The sequence below is a fragment of the Perspicuibacillus lycopersici genome (assembly GCF_025660475.1).
In the GTDB taxonomy this organism is placed as follows: Bacteria; Bacillota; Bacilli; order Bacillales; family Caldibacillaceae; genus Perspicuibacillus; species Perspicuibacillus lycopersici.
The window spans coordinates 773,463-793,391 of the sequence record NZ_JAOUSF010000001.1; the positions used below are offsets into that span (position 1 = coordinate 773,463).

At 36.8% G+C, this 19,929-nt stretch carries 12 protein-coding genes and 1 pseudogene; 8 read left to right on the forward strand and 5 right to left on the reverse strand.

Annotated features, from left to right (window positions below; all coding sequences use genetic code 11):
- Window positions 1-219 precede the first annotated feature (219 nt).
- Window positions 220-3,432 carry a DEAD/DEAH box helicase gene (locus tag OEV98_RS03660; protein ID WP_263071845.1) on the reverse strand — a complete coding sequence of 1,071 codons (3,213 nt, stop codon included), beginning with the start codon at window positions 3,430-3,432 and terminating at the stop codon, window positions 220-222.
- A gap of 1,576 nt (window positions 3,433-5,008) precedes the next feature.
- Window positions 5,009-6,064 carry a calcium/proton exchanger gene (gene cax / locus OEV98_RS03665; RefSeq protein ID WP_263071846.1) on the reverse strand — a complete coding sequence of 352 codons (1,056 nt, stop codon included), beginning with the start codon at window positions 6,062-6,064 and terminating at the stop codon, window positions 5,009-5,011.
- A gap of 415 nt (window positions 6,065-6,479) precedes the next feature.
- Here cax and OEV98_RS03670 point away from each other — a divergent pair, with 415 nt between their 5' ends.
- The gene (locus OEV98_RS03670) at window positions 6,480-6,908 is read left to right on the forward strand and encodes a hypothetical protein (protein WP_263071847.1); all 429 of its coding nucleotides are present in this window, start codon (window positions 6,480-6,482) and stop codon (window positions 6,906-6,908) included.
- A 79-nt stretch (window positions 6,909-6,987) separates the two neighbouring features.
- Complete coding sequence (locus OEV98_RS03675) at window positions 6,988-7,227, forward strand: indolepyruvate ferredoxin oxidoreductase subunit alpha (RefSeq protein ID WP_263071848.1); 240 nt, start codon at window positions 6,988-6,990, stop codon at window positions 7,225-7,227.
- A gap of 474 nt (window positions 7,228-7,701) precedes the next feature.
- On the opposite strand, the gene OEV98_RS03680 is transcribed toward OEV98_RS03675, so the two are convergent.
- Together OEV98_RS03680 and OEV98_RS03685 are read right to left on the reverse strand one after the other, a co-directional pair.
- Window positions 7,702-9,369 (reverse strand): glycoside hydrolase family 13 protein, encoded by a 1,668-nt coding sequence (locus OEV98_RS03680; RefSeq protein ID WP_317633777.1) that lies wholly within the window; start codon window positions 9,367-9,369, stop codon window positions 7,702-7,704.
- 245 nt (window positions 9,370-9,614) lie between these two features.
- On the reverse strand, window positions 9,615-10,583 hold the full coding sequence (locus OEV98_RS03685) for an alpha/beta hydrolase (RefSeq protein WP_263071849.1): 969 nt from the start codon (window positions 10,581-10,583) through the stop codon (window positions 9,615-9,617).
- A 468-nt stretch (window positions 10,584-11,051) separates the two neighbouring features.
- Between OEV98_RS03685 and OEV98_RS03690 the strand changes: the two are divergent.
- The 4 genes and pseudogenes from OEV98_RS03690 to OEV98_RS03705 all read left to right on the forward strand — a co-directional run bounded on the left by OEV98_RS03690 (window position 11,052) and on the right by OEV98_RS03705 (window position 12,808).
- Window positions 11,052-11,618: pseudogene (locus OEV98_RS03690) on the forward strand (DUF3231 family protein).
- The gene (locus OEV98_RS03695; RefSeq protein WP_263071850.1) at window positions 11,615-11,794 is read left to right on the forward strand and encodes a hypothetical protein; all 180 of its coding nucleotides are present in this window, start codon (window positions 11,615-11,617) and stop codon (window positions 11,792-11,794) included. Before OEV98_RS03690 ends, OEV98_RS03695 begins: the two are co-directional and overlap by 4 nt.
- Window positions 11,731-11,934 (forward strand): DUF3231 family protein, encoded by a 204-nt coding sequence (locus OEV98_RS03700; protein WP_263071956.1) that lies wholly within the window; start codon window positions 11,731-11,733, stop codon window positions 11,932-11,934. Before OEV98_RS03695 ends, OEV98_RS03700 begins: the two co-directional genes overlap by 64 nt.
- A gap of 361 nt (window positions 11,935-12,295) precedes the next feature.
- Window positions 12,296-12,808, forward strand: a complete 513-nt coding sequence (locus tag OEV98_RS03705; protein ID WP_263071851.1) for a CarD family transcriptional regulator — start codon at window positions 12,296-12,298, stop codon at window positions 12,806-12,808.
- Between the two features lie 106 nt (window positions 12,809-12,914).
- On the opposite strand, the gene rbsK is transcribed toward OEV98_RS03705, so the two are convergent.
- Window positions 12,915-13,832 carry a ribokinase gene (rbsK, locus tag OEV98_RS03710; protein WP_263071852.1) on the reverse strand — a complete coding sequence of 306 codons (918 nt, stop codon included), beginning with the start codon at window positions 13,830-13,832 and terminating at the stop codon, window positions 12,915-12,917.
- 564 nt (window positions 13,833-14,396) lie between these two features.
- Here rbsK and bglX point away from each other — a divergent pair.
- Window positions 14,397-16,559 carry a beta-glucosidase BglX gene (bglX, locus tag OEV98_RS03715; RefSeq protein WP_263071854.1) on the forward strand — a complete coding sequence of 721 codons (2,163 nt, stop codon included), beginning with the start codon at window positions 14,397-14,399 and terminating at the stop codon, window positions 16,557-16,559.
- Window positions 16,560-16,580: 21 nt separating this feature from the next.
- Entirely contained in the window at window positions 16,581-19,922 is a 3,342-nt protein-coding gene (locus tag OEV98_RS03720) for a GH36-type glycosyl hydrolase domain-containing protein (RefSeq protein WP_263071855.1), read from the forward strand.
- Window positions 19,923-19,929: the final 7 nt, after the last annotated feature.

The window sequence follows — 19,929 nt, forward strand, 5'->3', positions numbered from 1 at the left end:
ATATTCATTGTCAATGCTACAATTGAAAAAATAATCAAAATTGCTCGTCCTTTCATGAAAAAACAAAATTGTAAGTAACTATAGAAGATTTCATGCGCAATATTGTAGAGAGCAAGTATTCATTTATTTTGCTCATGGATAGTTGGAAAAAGAAGGAAAGCTATCCTTCACAATTAAAGAATAGCCCAAAATCTTTTACTTATTTTTCTACGGACAAAATTAAATCATTAAAATTTCCCGAATATCCTCTTCCGTTAATGCGGTTGGTGCTTTATTCTCTGAATCTAGAATTTCAGCAATAAGATTTCGTTTTTTCTCCTGTAGCTCATTCATCTTTTCCTCAATCGTTCCTCGAGATAGTAGCTTGATTACGTGTACTTCATTTTGCTGACCCATCCGATGGGCCCGGTCTGCTGCTTGTTCCTCTACTGCTGGATTCCACCATAAATCATATAAAATGACAGTATCTGCACCAGTTAAGTTTAACCCAGTGCCACCAGCCTTTAAGGAAATCAAAAATAAATCGCGCTCCCCTTCATTAAATCGCTGACAGAGCCCAACACGCTCCTCCGCAGGTGTTTGTCCATCAAGATAAAAAAATGCTTGTTCACGCTTCGTAATTTCCTTGCCAATTAACGCTAGCATTTTTGTGAATTGAGAAAATATCAACACTCTTCTTCCCGAAAGCCGAGATTCCTCCAATATTTGCATGAGCTGTTCAAATTTTGCAGAGGAACCTTCATAGCCTTCTACAAACAAGGCAGGATGACAGCAAATTTGTCGTAATCTCGTCAAGCCTGCTAAAATTCGAATTCGATTTTTCCGGAATGTTTCCTTATCAAGATGTTTTAATGTTTCGTGCCGCAGCTTTGCCAAATAAGCAGCATAAAGCCGTTTTTGATCCGGTAGTAGCTCTGTTATTTCTAGCGTCTCCTGTTTTCCCGGTAGTTCCCCTAATACGTCCTCCTTCATCCGCCGTAGCAAAAAAGGGCGTACTCGTCGAGCAATTGTTTTTCTTGTTAAATGGCTGTATTCCTCAAGCCCCTTGAAGAGTTCAGGAAAAATGACATGATAGATAGACCAGAGTTCCTCTAATGAATTTTCCACTGGTGTGCCTGTTAAACCAAAGCGATGCTCCGCCTGAAGTTTTTTCACTGAACGTGCTGTTTGTGTAAAGGGATTTTTAAATGCCTGTGCTTCATCAAAGAAAATGGTATGAAAGCTTGCCTTTTCATAGGTAGTAATATCTCTTCGCAATAATGGATAGGAAGTGATTACTACATCAACTTCATTCATCCTCTGTAGTAGTGCTTCACGTTCTGTCTTCGTTCCATCTATGATGATGGTTTGTAGATCTGGGGCAAACGTCATGAATTCATGCAGCCAATTGTAGGATAAAGAGGATGGACATACAATGAGCACCGGACATTTTCGCTCGCGAATATTTGCTAGCTCTGAGACAATATAGCTTATACTTTGTATTGTTTTCCCTAACCCCATATCATCGGCAAGTACACCACCAAATCCATACTGAGCAAGTAGCTTCATCCAACGATACCCATGTTTTTGATAATCACGTAAAATAGTATCCAAGCTTTTTGGTACTTCAACAGATAATCGTTCTGGATGCAGTAATTGCTCAAGAAACTGGTGAAACGATTGTTCAGGTTCAAAGACTTCGGATTCATTCATTAAATCTAAAAACGGAAGACTTTGCAAAATTGGTCTATTGAGCGTCGCTTCGTATTGGTCATCCTGGATAGGCTCTGCTTGTAAGAAACGTCGAACCTCTTCCATTTCCTTTGTTTCAAGGGATAGTAAGGAGCCATTCGGAAGTCGATAATATTTTTGTTTTACTTCAAGTGCTTGTAAAATATCTTTAATTTGTCTATTAGAAACGCCGTCCATTTCAAATTTAAACTCTAGCCAGTTCGTTCTCTCCTTTTGCACCTTCACTCGAATTTTTAGGTTGGCATTGTTGCGAATGACACGATTGCGGACTGCTGTAGTTGCAAAAACTTGTGCAAGCTTTTGCAGCTTTGGAAGTGAATAGACTAAAAAGTCATATTCCAATTCTTCATTTTGCATAAAATAGCCGCCTTCTGTTTTTGAAAATCCACTTTCTTCCATCAGCTGCAGAATTTCTGCTTCCTTTTTCACGTCCCGTATGAGCAAAGGTCCGGTTCGTGTTTCTGCATTCTCTAATGGCTGAATAACAACATTTTCATAATGGAATTCCACACCTGCCAGAAGCCGATTTCTTACACGATCAAAGTAAAGCTTTGCAACTAGTGGCGTTCTCCTCATCTCTAGCATGATTGCTTCCGATAGTTGAACATTTCCAATTCGTTTTAACCCTGGGACAACCTTTTTCAGGAAAAAATTCAGTTGTCGCTTGGAAATTGGAATATATTTCATACCAGGTGTAACAATCATTTGCTTTAATTCAAATAACCGTTCACTATCCTGTTGCTCTAAACGATACACATTTCCTTCAAATAGAACGGAACGATAAGTATGAAATACAATCATTCGCTCAAAGCCATTCATATTCAATTGATAATCATGGGAAGTGCTTTCATCTAATGTAAACTGTATCGGAGGTGGTCCATCGATAATTTTTACGCTCGCATAGTGTTTGCCTTTGTATTCTAAAGAAAGGAATGATTCGGTTAATACTATTTCGCAAAGCTCATTCCAGGAAGATGGTGTTAAAAATAATGTTTGTTGATTGATAAATTCATTTGAAAGGTTTGCTATGGCATCTAAAAAGGTACTCTCATCCTTGGAAACGCGAATGAGTAAATGAAGAACTGCATCGGATTCCTTTCGAAAGCAATGCAGTGCTGGATCATAAATAAATAATGGCGATATTTCGCTTGTTCTCCCATCTTTAATATCCTCTAAAAAGCTACGGATATTTGAAATTTTCTTCCCATTGATGGCAACCTCAATGCCGATCAAATGCTGGCTATCCGCCAAAACAAGTGGCTTTATCGTAAATTGAACATCTAGTACTTCCCGCTTTTCAAAATGAAGCTGATGACCACTCGACGGAGTGACTCGCTTTTGAAAAATTGCTAGGAAGTCTTCTGTTAGTTCATTATCAGTTAATTGTTGCCAATTATTCTTCCTACCAGTGATTCCTTGCCGCTTCCGTTCATAAATTGCCAATAACACCGCTGCAACGTGCTGACAGCTCTTGTGAAAATCAAGTAGTGCTGAACAGCTACAGCTCGTTTGAATGCCACGAGAACCATTTGTTTCGACCGTAACATGAAAATCTTCAGAACCATGCACAATCGCATCAACAAAATCGTCGCGATACTCATGGATTGCAACTTTATTTGCTTGATAAAAAGAATCTCCTCTTTTGAAGGAGACGGATCCACACAATTCTTTTATTATTTTATGATTAAGACTAACCTTCATGTTTTTCCGCTCCTTTCAATGACATTAATAGACAAATTAATTCTATCATCTCCACTCCTTACCTGCAAAACTCTATTGCTTTAGGAACCAGCCATTGTTTTCCTGGACGATATTTTTAATCGCTACTTTATGAGTCCAACCGCACTCACATATTGTGCTTTTTTAGTATGAATTTCGTTTGATGGCTGGGATCAATTGGATTTTCTGGGAAAATATCTGGTCGAAATTCGTTTGATGGGTGGGTTCAATCGGATTCTAAGAAAAATATCTAGCTGAAATCTTTTTGATGGATAGTATCAAATGGATTCTGTGGGAAAATTCTTGCTCAAATCCGTTTGATGGGTGGGTTCAATCGGATTCGGTGGAAAAAATCTAGCCAAAATCCTTTTGATGGGTAATATCAATAGGATTCTAAGAGAAATATCTAGCTCAAATCCTTTTGATGGGTAGTATCAATAGGATTCTGTGGGAAAATTCTTGCTCAAATCCGTTTGATGGGTGGGTTCAATCGGATTCTGTGGGAAAATTCTTGCTCAAATCCGTTTGATGGGTGGGTTCAATCGGATTCTTTGAAAAAAATCTAGTCGAAATCCGTTTGATGGAGGGGTTCAAACGGATTCGGGGGAAAAATTCTAGCCAAAATCCTTTTGATGGGTAGCATCAATAGGATTTTTTGAAAAATTTCTAGCTCAAATCCTTTTGAAGGGTGGTTTCAATAGGATTCTAAGGAAAAATTCTTGCTCAAATCCTTTTGATGGGTAGTATCAATAGGATTCTGTGGGAAAATTCTTGCTCATATCCTTTTGATGGGTAGGTTCAATCGGATTCTTTGAAAAAAATCTAGTCGAAATCCGTTTGATGCAGGGGTTCAATCGGATTCGGGGGAAAAATTCTAGCCAAAATCCGTTTGATGGGTAGTACCAATAGGATTTTTTGAAAAATTTCTAGCTCAAATCCTTTTGATGGGTGGTTTCAATAGGATTCTAAGGAAAAATTCTTGCTCAAATCCGTTTGATAGGTGGGTTCAATAGGATTCTAAGGAAAAATTCTTGCTCAAATCCTTTTGATGGGTAGTATCAATAGGATTCTAAGGAAAAATCCTTGCTCAAATCCTTTTGATGGGTAGTATCAATAGGATTCTTTGAAAAAATTCTTGCTCAAATCCTTTTGATGGGTAGTATCAATAGGATTCTAAGAGAAATTTCTAGCTGAAATCCGTTTGATGGATTCTATCAATAGGTTTCTATGAAAAAAATCTAGCCAAAATCCGTTTAATGGAGGGTACATCAGGAAGTTGAGCAAGTTATCATGCCCAAATCCCTTTAATAGATGGCTATCCTCTTCCGGGAATGTATACGAGAAATCTGGGATTAAAAGACCCCTATCATTTCAACCGCTAGTGGTTGAATAGTACTCTTAATATGTCTCCAATACTTTATTATAAATTATTTACCGTCCTACATTGGATTGATTACGATATTCGGGCATAACAGACGAAGCATCATAACAAAAAAATGACGTGTATTACACACGCCATTTTCACTAAAATTCTGCTCTAGTAGAAAAAACAAAAAGCCTATACATAATAAAAACCGATGCCCATGATGACATATGCTGCCAATAAAACTAATCCATCGAACCAATTGGAATCCCCGTCATTCGATAGCATTATCATTAATAGAACAGCTGTTACCATACTAATTAGCTCGGGCCAGGTGAACACAAGTGGCATTGTCGTAGGAAAGAAAAGAGATAGTAACACAAGCAATGGTAGGACAAACATAGCGACCTGCAAAGTAGAGCCTACCGCGATTTCCACTGCCACATCCATTTTATTTTTATAAGCCATAATAACGGCCGAAGCATGTTCTGCCGCATTCCCTACGATGGCTACAATAATAATCCCGATAAATAACTCTGACCAGCCAAATGCCTCGCCAACGACATCGAACGTATCGACTAAGTGCTCTGACACATAGGCGACAGCGACAGTTGCTAATGCTAGCACTAACATCGCCCTTACCTTTCCCCATTCCGGTGTTTCATCATGCTCCTTATTCGTATCATCAATATTTTGGTAAACCCCACGATGCGTAACAAATTTAAATAATAATGCTGCTAAGTATAATAGAATTAAAATAATCGAAACCCCTACACTAAGCATCATTGTTTCTTGATCATTCATCGTATTAGTAAATACCTCTGGAATAACAAATGCGACGATAACCGCAAAAATAAGTAGCCCAGAGTTATGTCTTGCCTCATAAATATCAAAGGATTGGCGTTTAAATTTCAAACCGCCAACAAAAAAGGAAAGTCCGGCAACAAGCAATAAATTTCCTAATACTGAACCGGTTAACGAAGCCAAAACAATACCAATAAGACCAGCTTTTAAAGAAAAAATGGAAATAATCAGTTCCACAGCATTACCAAAGGTTGCATTAAGCAAGCCACCAATTCTTGGTCCCATAACGATTGCCAGGCTTTCCGTTGCCCTTCCAATAAAACTCGCTAGCGCTATAATTGTTAAACAGTACACAATAAACATAATGATTGCTGACCAATGAAAAAGAGACCCGATCACCGATAACGGAACCCCAGCAATTACAAGTATGGAAAAAAATTTATTCATAACCTCTATCCCTGCCTTCTATACTAAATACATTAATGGAACCAACATCCCAAAAAAAGAAATTCATTTTCACATGAAATGGCATTACTTATATTTACCAAATAAAGAACGACTATGCACCAACAATAAGGATAGGCATATTAAATCTTATGTAAGAAAAAGCCAAATCATATTCATTTATTTCATTTATTAGTCATTGGATATTATTCAGACCTATCTTTTCTATTTTTCCACGTATATTATAACGCTTCTGGCAGTATATTCAGTAATATTTTGAACACACTAATAATATATTTTGTTTTGGTCGTTTTTTATTAGAAGCATTGTGATTCGAATCCCCTCAGCTTCACTTTTTATAAAAGATTTACAATTAATAATAATTAAAATCAAACTACATTAAACGGGAGGAGTCAAAATGAGTGACGCCTTAAGACGATTGGAAATATTAATGGGCGATACATTACAAATTCTTGATCATATGAAGGTTAATTCTGTACATAACGATATACTTCGTACAATAAAACATTCAATAAAAGAACAAAACAATAAAGTCGAAGCGCTCAGCAAGCATACTGGTGAACAGCGCATTCAGTCTGCTGTTTCGATGACAAAGCAATTACATGCAATCAATACGAAAGTCCAACAGCTTGAAACACAGTTAATGGAGGAGTATAAACAAGCAACTGGAAATCAAATCGAAAGCTATGAACAAATGGCTTTTGAGGAGCAGGTGGAGCAAAAGGAAACATATCACAATAAAATAGATTACTTAAGTGCAACAAAAATTCAAGAAAATATTAATAGAATGAATGAAGTATTATATAGTATAATTTCTTCGTCATAGTATTATCGTAGACAAGCATTTCAAAGATTTGTGATAAAATAAAAGTAATTGTACGGAATTTTGAAAGGAGGATATTACAATGGCTTTTGTCATTACCTCTCCATGTATGCAGGAAAAAGCAGCAGATTGTGTGGATGTTTGTCCTGTAGACTGTATTGCTAAGGGAGAAGATCAATATTACATTGATCCGGATATTTGTATTGATTGCGGTGCATGTGAAGCAGTCTGTCCAGTAGCTGCAATCTATTACGAAGAGGATGTACCTGAAGTAGAGGAAAAATTCATCCAAAAAGCAATTGATTTCTTTAAAAATAATTAAGCAAAAGAGGAACACTCCACATTTTCTGTTGGTGTGTTCCTCTTTTACATTTTCGTTAGCTATTATTATGTATTACAATTTCGCAACATTCTAGCGATTAAATTTTAACCAATCCGTTCTGCCAATTTTCGTTAATTGTTTTGCTGCATCTTGTGGGCTAATTGAAAAGCGGAGGCGACTGTTTAGCGACGTAGAAACTGAAGCTAATCCGCAGGCGATAAAGGCACACGTTGAGTTTACCAACCGATGTTGACTTATCGTACGGAGCGTTGGAAAAATTTGCTAATCGCTGGGAGACGCAGCTAGCCACGCTGCTCGACAGAATGAATGCTCGAAGTGTATTCAGGCTGCGATCTTTTTAGAAAAAGCAACAATCTTTACGAAAATAGCATATCGATAAGATAAAGTCAGCATCCATTTTCGTAGATACTGACTTTTTTTGGATAATACATATATTTTTAAGAAATAAAGAGATTACAGTTTCACTGCAAATGCTTCATATGGTTTTAATTCCAATTGGCTGAATTCAACAGAGGATCTCGGATAATTAGCAATTAAAATCCTTGTACTTTGACCAAACTCAGGTAATTGAATTGCCACTGCTTGATCGCCAAAGTTTGCAACAACCGCCCAAGTTTCTCCCTCAAATTTGCGTAAGTACATAAATACTTGTTCTGGCACTTCTTCAACAAGCACATAATCTCCCCAAACAATGATTGGATTATCCTTACGTAATTGGATCAATTGTTTATAGCAATAGAAAATTGAATTCGCATCCGCAAGATTTGCCGTAACATTAATTTCTTTATAATTTGGATTTACTCTTAACCACGGTGTACCTGTTGTAAATCCAGCATTTTCGGAATTATCCCATTGCATCGGCGTCCGTGCGTTGTCACGCCCTTTTTTATTAATGGAATCAATAATTTCTTCTTTTGAATATCCTTGCGCTAAACGTTCTTTATACATGTTAATGCTTTCAATATCATTTACTTCACTGATATCGGTGATTTTACAATTGGTCATTCCAATTTCTTCCCCTTGATAAATATACGGAGTACCTTTCATCAGATGAAGCAATATCGCAAACATTTTTGCGCTTTCTTTATGATAGGTTGTATCATTTCCCCAGCGAGAAACAATTCTTGGCAAATCATGATTATTCCAGAACAGACTGTTCCATCCTTCATTGCCTAACGACGTTTGCCATTTACTTAGCACTTTCTTTAATTCATTTACAGATAATGGCTTTGTATCCCATTTGTCCTTGCCTTCCTGTTGATCTAGGCCAATATGCTCGAATTGGAATACCATAGATAGTTCTTTACGCTTCGGATTAGAGTATAGCTTTGCAATTTCAGGTGTTGCTCCCCATGTTTCACCAACGGTTAAAACATCATAATTTCCGAACGTCTTCTCATTCATTTCTTGTAAATATTCATGTAATTTCGGACCATTTCCTGTTATTTCTTGATCGGGAATTTTTCCAATCAGATCAATAACATCCATTCGAAAGCCACCAACACCTTTTTCTAACCAAAAATTCATCATATCCCATACTTCTTGTCGAACGCTTTCATTTTCCCAATTTAAGTCTGGCTGCTTTTTGCTAAACAGATGGAGATAGTATTGACCACTTTCCTCATCAAATTCCCATGCGGATCCACTGAAGATAGAACGTAAGTCATTTGGTTTTCGACCATTCACTGGGTCTCTCCAAATATAATAATCCCGATATGGATTGTCTTTACCTTTACGTGATTCAATAAACCATTGATGCTCATCAGATGTATGATTGACGACTAAATCCATAATGATTTTTATGTTTCGTTTTTCTGCCTGTTTTATTAGCTCATCCATATCTTCCATTGTACCGAACTCTGTCATGATATTTTGGTAATCACTAATGTCATACCCATTATCATCATTCGGTGATTGATAGACTGGACTTAACCAAATGGCCGAAATCCCAAGGTTTTCTAAATAATCCAATCTCGTAATAATCCCCTGCAAATCACCAATTCCATCACCGTTACTATCCTGAAAACTACGCGGATATATCTGATAGACAACCGCTGTTTGCCACCATTTTGCCTTCAATACTAACACTCCATTTCTAGTTCCTGTTGTTCTTGATATCATTTGAGTATTCCTTCACATTATTATTCTACCATATCAAAATGTCGAATAAATTAAATTTCTAATCATTTATACATTTACATGTATGAAAAACAATTTACTATTATAGGTGCGTTTCAGTTGAGACAAAAATATAATAAAATACGATAGACAAACGCAAATCGATAGAATCATAATAAAATGACGAAGGCAGCGTCCAATTAATTAGACACTGCCTTGTTTAATCCACTATTCAATAAAGATAGAGTTTATTCCTCGATATATTTCCCTACAAATCCCCAAATAGTACTCCAGTACGTTTGCGGATCCACTTTTTCTGCCTCCCCATGACCTGCACCAGGTATAACAAGCTTTTGCTTATCCACATTTGCCGCATTATATACTTCATCTAACATTTCATATGGTACAAATGTATCGGCATCACCGTGAATAAATAGCATTGGGGTTCTACTTTTCTTCACCTGTTCCACACTTGAAGCTTCATACAAATCATAGCCAGCACGCCAGTTTGTTATCGTATTTGCTGCTTGAATTACTGGGAATTCTGGCAAACCGAATAAATCATCGAGCTGATAAATGAATACATCACTAACGGATGAATAGCCACAATCCTCGACAATAACTTTCACATTTACTGGTAGCTCTTCACCTGAAGCCATCATTACAGTCGCAGCACCCATGGAAACACCAAATAGGACAATTTCTGCATCTGGATCTTTTTCGACAATTTCGTCAATCCAAGCAAGCATATCTAATCGATCTGGCCAGCCCATGCCAATATAATCGCCTTCGCTATTTCCATGCCCACGAAGGTCAGGTGCTAGCACATTGTATCCTTGCTCATAAAAATTTCGAACGTATCTTGTCATTTTGGAAGCATTACTAGTATAGCCATGGACAACGATTGCCCATTTCGAATTTTCCTTACCATTTGCATATACGTCTGCATGTAGCTTTAATTTTTCCTCATCTTTAGAAGTAATCGACCAGGAAGATGCTGGATATTGTGCTTTAAATTCATTATCGGCAATCTCTGCCTCTTCAGCTACATCTGCCATCACCGCAACACTTTCCTCTAAATGGGGATTTCCTTCCATAAACTCTTTTTCATCTTTCGCATCTAATGCATAATTATAAAAATAATTGCCAACTGCCCCATAAGCGATTGCTAACACAACAATAACAATTGCAATGATCAGGATGATTTTCTTTCTCATTTTGTTGAATACTCCTATCCCATAATATAAGTGCAATGACTATCTATATTTCTAGTATTTTCGAAACGTCTGACAACCATTCCTAAAAAATGGTTGTATTGAATAAATTATTCGCTTGGATTTCAACAACTTTCCATGCCTTTCAAATTCTATAACAGCTTTTCTTTCTTGTAAACTGTCTCTATTTTAATAAATTCTATTCGCTCGATTCCTAATGTCCTGCCTTTTTTACATATTTTGGGGCAAAAATAGTATCCGTGTTGTATGTGTTGTTGTTATTCATAAATAATCCGCTAACTGAATCCTATACTTTTTATCTCCACTCTAATTGTTAGAACAGAAAATTTCTCTAAGTTTTCTGTATAGTTCATCAAAAATTCCATAAAATAACTTTAGCCTTTCGAATGATTATGCCAAAGACAATGGAGGTATTTCTTTGGGGAATTTAAGGAATGAGCAAAAAATCCCTTGACTGCTGCAGAGGTTTCCGCACTTTGGCTGCAGTATATGGGTGATAGTATGGCAATATGTATTTACAAATATTTTCTTCAAATCGTTGAAGACCAGCAGATAAAGCCGATTTTAGAAAATGCATTATACTTATCGGCGAATCATATTGCGACCATTAAGGAGTTTTTCCATTAAGCAAATTTTCAAATTCCAAAAGGGTTTACTGATTGTGATGTAAATCTGGAGGCTCCTCGTCTGTTCTCGGACAAATTCCTACTTTTTTACTCCTATATTATGACCTTACATGGAATAACAGCCTATAGCTTGGCAATTACGAACTCCGAACGACAGGACATCCAAAATTATTTTTTTGATTGTACAAAGTCATCAAAAGAATTATTCCAAAAAATTGTTGTATTAGCAAAAGCAAAAATGAATTTTTCAAGTGTTCCGACCATTCCTTCTCCTCATGAAGCGGACTTTATTGATTCGACAGGAATTCTTCGCAATTTATTTGGCGACAAGCGGCCACTCAATATATCAGAAATCAGCAATCTTTTTTTAATTCGAAGAAAACAGGAATGATCCGCTCGCTAAGCTTGGCGTTTAGTCAGGTGGCACAGCTTCAAGAGGTTCGAAAAAGTATGTCCATTAATACGAAATTAGCAGGAAAGAATGCGGAAAGCTTAGACGTAATATTAAGGAAGACAATTTACCGGTACCAGAGAAATGGGATGCAGAAATTACTGATTCCATTATAAGTCCGTTTTCGGATAAATTAATGATGTTTCATGCTGCCTTTTTAGTAAATGCAGCACTTTCCTATTATGGTGCTGCACTAGATCAAGTCTTCGTTCTGATATTATTGTCAATTATAAAAAAATATTCAACCACGCAATGATGGCTGTGGTCTTTTGTTACAATATTTTAGTAAAGCATTGCTGGTTAGAAAAACAGCCCGAAGCAATTGATCGAAAGGCACTTGCACAAAGAAAAGGAAAGGAAAGTTAACATTCACTACGCCTTTTCCGAATGATTAGGTGTAGTGACTGAAACAATGATATAATTGTTATGATAGGGCGAACCATTAATTATCACCCCAATCTAGGATGATTTTTTTCAACTAAAGTACTTATTCAGCCACCTCTTTTCCGTAATTTTATTTACCATTTCCATCTTAAAACTTCTTTTCATGCATTCCATTAACTAGTTCCATGCAATCATTAAAATAAGTGAATTTATTTTCAAAAGGAGATTAAAACATGTTAAAAATTGGCGATTTAATAATCTATGCAGGACACGGGATATGTCGGATAGATGAAATCTGTGATAAAACCTATGCAGGAATTACGAAAACATACTATGTATTACATCCTATTGAAAATAACCAACAATTAACAATCAGTACCCCTGTAGATAATGAGACAGCCATTATGCATTTAATGGATCAAGAGGAAGCAAATCATGTCCTCCAATCCTTTTATTCAGATGGTGTGGATTGGATCGAAAAAACACCAATCCGTGGAAAGGTATACTCAAATATTATTAACTCGAGAAATCGTCTGGAAATTGCCAAGCTAGCGAACACATTGTTACGGAAAAAATACGAGCTTGAAAAAGATGGAAAGAAATTATATGAGCTTGACAGCAAATTGTTACTCTCCATCCAATCCATTTTGTTTAAGGAGCTAGCACTCGCCTACAATATTTCGACACAAGCGATTCTTGAAAAGATCGAAACCATCATAATTAATAATGAAAAAATGGCCAATTAAAGGCGAACACAAATGACGTCCACTTTTAATTTTTTGTTTCTTTTTCGATGGAATATTTAATCTCCGGCCATTACTTGATAGGAAAGAATACAGGTCGATACATTCCTCATGTTAAAAACTGGAGGATTTCCTCCTGATATGGAATGGATTTTTGTGCACCTTCTCGTGACACCGTTAGCGCAGCTGCTGCAGTTGCATATTCAAGGCTAGCCTCAATCGAATATCCTTGTTGCTTAGATGCTAAATAAGCACCAATAAAAGTATCACCTGCAGCTGTAGTATCCATTGCATTAACTTTACGCCCTGGTGTAAAATACACATGCTCACGGAAATCGCGATATAAGGACCCTTTTTCCCCTAACGTAATAATCACTTCTGTTACACCATATGCAATTAATTTTTCTGCAGCAGCACTGGCAGATTCTTGATCAATTACAGACAAACCCGTAATGATTGTTGCTTCAATTTCATTTAAAAATATACCGGTTAATTTCGATATGATTTCGGTAGGTATATGTTGGGCTGGTGCCGGATTTAAATATATGCTTGCGTTAGATGCACTTAGGCTTTCGATTATATTTTTTGTTGTTTCCCACGGGACTTCATTTTGTAATAAAAATATATTTGCTGGATCTTTTATAGCTTCTGGCAATATATCGGTTAAATCGTCCATACTCAATAACCCGTTGGCTCCTTCTAACAGAATAATACTATTGGATCCTTTGGAATCGACAGTAATCACAGCTAGTCCTGATGTACCTTCTTTGCGAATTATATTATTGGTTTCAATATTTTCCTGCTGTAGCGCCTCCAGCAGTTGATCCCCAAATACGTCTGTTCCAATAGCACCGACCATCGACACATTACCACCCGCTCGCGCTATCGCTACCGCTTGATTGGCTCCTTTCCCACCTGGGTTCACATCTGTTTTTATCCCTTTAATCGTTTCTCCCGGAAGTGGGTAGTTTTCCACTCTACTTACAATGTCCATATTAAGACTGCCAATTACCATAATTCGACTCATTTTATGCCCACCCTAACGTGTCAAAATTTTTATCCATTTTAATACTATAATAGAGAATTTCCCAGCAGAAATCTATTAGGAAAAAGATTTGTTTTATTAGAAGAAACTCGCCATTAATAGAACACATCCTCTTTCCTCTATCTATTCTTCCTTTCACTCGAATAAATGTAAAAAATTAGTTGAAAGCGGGTACAATTTAGTTTATTATTAGGACAGGTGAAACGTTTCAATTGGATTATTTTTTTCTTGGGAATTGATTTTGTATACTAATCGTTAAGAAGGCTGAGCCAAATGAAAATAATGATTTTTACTAACGATTGCTACCCTCGCTTTCACATATTGCTTCGGCGGCAATCGAGGAACAAATTCAGGCGATAATATTTGCATCATCAAAAATGTCTCTATATAGAATCGTCGGAAAAGAAAAGTAATACGAAATAACTTCTAATAAGTAATGTCTTCCGAATACTAATACTCTCGGTATTCGGAAACTTTTAGTCAAAAATTGAAACGTTTCTATAACGATAAAATCAAAAAGAAACCATTCGGAAACGGGGGCTTACAATGGAGCAAAAAGCATTACTAAATCTATTAAAAGAAATGACACTTGATGAAAAGATAGACCAGCTTCAACAGCTGGCAACGCATTTCTTTAAAGGAGCTTCAGAAGAAGGCGAAATCACAGGACCTATAACAGAAATGGGTATAACTGAGGATGTCGTACTTAATACTGGTTCTGTACTTGGCGCTTCTGGTGCTACACTGACTCGTAATCTACAGGAAGCACATTTAAAAGAAAATCGTTTAGGAATTCCATTGCTATTTATGGCTGATGTCATTCATGGATTTAAAACGATTTTCCCTGTACCTCTTGCGATCGGATCCTCTTGGGATCTTGAATTAGCAGAAAAAAGTGCAGAAATTGCAGCAAAGGAAAGTGCAGTATCTGGTGTTCATGTTACGTTCGCACCTATGGTGGATTTAGTTCGTGATCCTCGTTGGGGGCGAGTAATGGAATCAACTGGTGAAGATCCATACTTAAATAGTGAGTATGCACGCGCATTTGTACGAGGATTCCAAGGGAATGATTTAACTAATGATAAAAATCATATTGCAGCCTGTGTGAAACACTTTGCTGCCTATGGAGCTCCTGAAGGTGGGCGTGATTACAATACGGTAAATATGTCTGAGCGTCAATTACGAGAATTATATTTACCTTCATATAAAGCTGCACTCGATGAAGGCTGTGAAATGGTAATGACAGCGTTTAACACAGTGGATGGAATTCCTCCTTCTGGAAATGAGTATTTAATGCGAGATATTCTCCGTCAAGAATGGGGATTTAACGGTGTAGTTATATCAGACTGGGGTGCGGTAAAAGAATTAATTCCTCACGGTGTCGCGCAAGATGAAAAGGAAGCTGCCATAAAAGCTTTACGTGCTGGGGTAGATATTGAAATGATGACCACTTGCTATGTTCATCATGTAAAATCACTTATTTTAGAAGGAAAATTAGAAGAATCTTTATTAGATGAGTCTGTTCTAAGAATTTTAGAATTAAAAAATAAACTCGGCTTGTTCGAGGATCCTTATCGTGGATCAAGTGAAGCGTTAGAAAAGGAAGTTATCTTATCTGAGTCCCATCGAAAGGTAGCCCGCGAATTAGCAACGAAATCTTGTGTTCTATTAAAAAACGAAAATATTCTTCCTTTAAATAGCAACCAAAAAATAGCATTGATTGGTCCATTTGCCCAAAGCGGTGATCTGATGGGACCTTGGTCTTGGCACGGTGCAAAAGAAGATGTAATTACAGTGGAAATGGGAATTCAAAACAAAGTTACCGAGGAAAAGCTCCTTGTAGCCAAAGGTTCTGATGTATTAACGATAGCCGAAGAACAACTACAACAGGCAGTGGAAACTTCTAAACATGCCGACGTAATCGTTCTTGCTTTAGGTGAAAGCTCCTATATGTCTGGTGAAGGTGGTAGTCGAGCGGACATTCGTATTCCAGAAGCACAGCTTACATTGTTAAACGAACTTAAACAGCTTAATAAACCAATTGTTACCATATTATTTAATGGTCGACCACTTGATTTACACGGAGTTGTTGAACAATCAAACGCAATATTAGAAGCTTGGTACCCTGGTACAGAGGGCGGAGCAGCTATTGCAGATCTGTTATTCGGTGATGCTAATCCATCTGGAAAACTAACGATGTCATTCCCATATTCGGTTGGGCAAGTTCCTGTTTACTATAATTGCTATAATACTGGCCGACCATTTTCGAAAGATGATCCTGATAATCGTTATGTATCGAAATATATCGACATCCCGAACGAGCCAATATTCCCATTCGGATTTGGCTTAAGCTATACAACTTTCGAATACAGTAAGCACTATATTTCTAATAATACACTTTCTGCCGATAATCCAATAACAGTAACTGTTCAAGTGAGGAATACAGGTGCTCGTGCAGGAGAAGAAATCGTTCAACTATATATTCGCGATATTACTGGTGAAGTTGTCCGTCCATTAAAAGAACTAAAAGCATTCCAAAAGGTAGCCCTGGAAGCTAATCAAACAAAAACGGTTTCCTTCACGATTACTGAGGAACAATTACGTTACTATCATAGAAATCTAGAATTCAAGAGTGATAATGGATTATTCGAAGTTTATGTAGGACCAAATAGCAGCGATGTAGTTGCCTTTACATTTACACTTGTTTAATACACATATGGAGGTTTTATAATGACAACTAGGAAAGATACCTATACCGTTCGTTCTGGCGAGCTCCAATTTTCGTTTTTAAATAGTGGAGATATCAAAATGATCGGATATAATCACCTAATGATTAATCAAATGATATCCAATCCTTTCGATGGATCTTTTAATAACTTATTTTTGCGTATTCATGATAATGATGGCATTACATCCTATCCTTTATTAGGGATAAAATCAGCTAGTCTTTTTTCCACCGCAGGTTCTCAAGTGCGCTGGGAAGGTACAGTTCAAGATATCTCCTATACGATTATCTTTACTTTACACAAACACGTATGGTTTTGGGATGTGAAAGTAAAAGGTTCCAATAAAAAGATAGACATCATCTATGGACAGGATTTAGGTCTTGCTGACATGGGAGCAGTAAGAAGTAATGAAGCATATGTATCCCAATATATTGACCATAAAGTTTTTGCCAGCAGTAATAATGGATATGTTGTATGCTCTCGGCAAAATCAACCTGCATCGACTGGATTCCCATATTTACAGCAAGGATCATTAACGAAAGCTATTGGCTATTCTACGGATGGATTCCAATTTTTTGGCAAGTCCTATAAGGAAACGAACCAACCAGAAGCATTAAAAGCAGATATGCTTGCAAATGAAATTTACCAATACGAATTTGCCTATACGGCATTACAATCTGAAAAGGTTGAGCTTTCAAGTGAAGACCAATTTGTTTTTTATGGTCTATTTAAAGAAAACCATCCGGATGCAATTTATGAGCTGGAATTTGAAAATGAAGTATTAGCTGCTTGGAATGAAATAAAGGAAATGGAAGCTACTGACTTTGTTCCCGTAGAAAAAGTACAAATTTCTGCTACTATTGGAGAACCACTAAAAACCGTTTCTCTATCAAAAGAAGAAATTAATAAGCTATATCCGACAAAGCTTCATGAAGAATATGATGGCGACCAACTGCTTGCATTCTTTACCCCAACTCGTGAGCATATCGTATTAAAGGAAAAAGAACTTTTAGTAGAACGTCCACATGGTCATATATTAATGAGTGGTAACAATGTGGAAACTATCGAAGAAGTAATTACAACTACTTCGTATATGTATGGTGTTTTCAACTCACAGCTTGTTATTGGCAACACATCGATGAATAAATTTATTTCCAATACAAGAAATGCTCTAAATGTCCTAAAAACATCTGGTCAACGATTATATGTAAATATCGACGGAAGCTATCATTTATTTACAATGCCTTCCTTATTTGAAATTGGCTTTAACTATGCTCGTTGGTATTATAAAACAGAAAATGAAACATTTGTTATCACGAATTTCACAACTTTAGATTCACGAGAAGTCCAATTACATGTGCAGGCATTAAGTGGAAAAGCATATAATTATTTAGTTACAAATCAAGTAACGATGAACGGAAATGAGTACCATACTCCTTTTGTCGTAGAAGAAAGCAATGGTACCTTCCTGTTTACATCTAGCGAAGGCTCTGATAACAAACATATTTATCCTGATCTTGCATACCGTGTACAAATTTCAGGTTCAGAGGTTCACATTGCTGACGAACGACTACTAACCGAAAATAATGAGCCGAATGCTGCATCTATCGCACTATTTGAGGTGCGGGAAACAGCTGATTGGAATATGATTATTCAAGGTTCATTAAATGGAAGCTTTGATGCAATCACCTATAAAAATGAGCAGGATGAGATTGAACGCTATCGACTGTTTTTCGCAGAGACGATGAATCGTTTTCAACTTTCCTTAGGAGATTCCACACCGGAATCAATAGAAAAATTCAATACGCTAGCCTGGTGGTATACACATAATATGTTGGTTCACTATTCGGTTCCCCATGGTTTAGAGCAATATGGAGGAGCTGCCTGGGGTACTCGCGACGTTTGTCAAGGACCAGTGGAATACTTTATGGCAACGCAAAAATTTACTGTCGTAAAAGAGGTTTTAAAAACCGTATATGCTAACCAATATGCAGACGATGGTAACTGGCCACAATGGTTCATGTTTGATAAATATCAACATATTCGTGCTGGCGAAAGTCATGGAGATATCATTGTTTGGCCATTAAAAGTATTAAGTGATTATTTATTACAAACAAAAGACTATAGTATTTTGAAGGAAGAAGTCCCATATATCGATCGTTCAACTGCAAAGTCAACAGAAACAACTGCAACCATTTTTGATCATGTAAAAAAAGAAATCGAATATATTCAAAATCATTTCTTACATGATACGTATTTATCTTCTTATGGAGACGGAGATTGGGATGATACATTACAGCCTGCGGATGCTCAATTAAAACAGTTTATGGCGAGCAGCTGGACAATTGCTCTTACCTACCAATCTATTAGCCAATACGCTCTTGCCCTTGAAAAATTTGAGGAACAGGAAGCTACGCAATTACATGCAATGGCAAAAGGGATTAAAGCAGATTTCCATAAATATATGATGCCTAATCATTCAGATATTGTCCCTGGCTTCTTATATATGGAATCACCTAATCAACCAGAAAAAATGCTTCATCCGGAAGATACAAAAACAGGTATACAATACCGTCTATTACCAATGCAACAAAGCATTATAAGTGAGTTATTTGACCTCGAACAAGCAGAAGCACATTACGAAATTATAAAAGAAAACTTATACCATCCAGACGGTGTTCGCCTAATGAACCGTCCCTCCACTTACACTGGTGGTGTGAGCAAGCATTTTAAACGGGCCGAGCAAGCCTCTAACTTTGGTCGGGAAATTGGCTTACAATATGTTCACGCCCATATTCGCTTTATTGAGGCAATGGCAAAGCTTGGAAAATCTGATGAGGCATGGAGAGGTCTAGAAGTTATCAATCCAGTAAATATTAAGCAAGCAGTTGCAAATGCGGATTACCGCCAAAGCAATAGCTATTTCAGTAGTTCTGATGGCAAGTTTAATACTAGATACGAAGCACAAGAAAACTTTGATAAACTTCGGACTGGTGATGTACCTGTAAAAGCAGGCTGGAGAATTTACTCAAGCGGACCAGGAATTTATATGAACCAATTAATTTCTAATGTGTTAGGTATTCGAATTTTACGTGGGAATTTAGTTATTGATCCTGTTCTTCCGAAGCAATTTGATGGACTACATTTCCATTTTGAAGTAAATGGAAAACCAGTAACATTCATATATAATCTTCAAAATAATGAACAAGCCATCGTTATAAATAATGAATCCGTACCTTTTGAACAATTGGATAACATATACCGTAATGGTGGATTTGTAATAGACGAGGAAGTTCTTCATACAAAATTAAACAATGATAGAAATATAATAGAAATTTCTCTATAAAAGGACG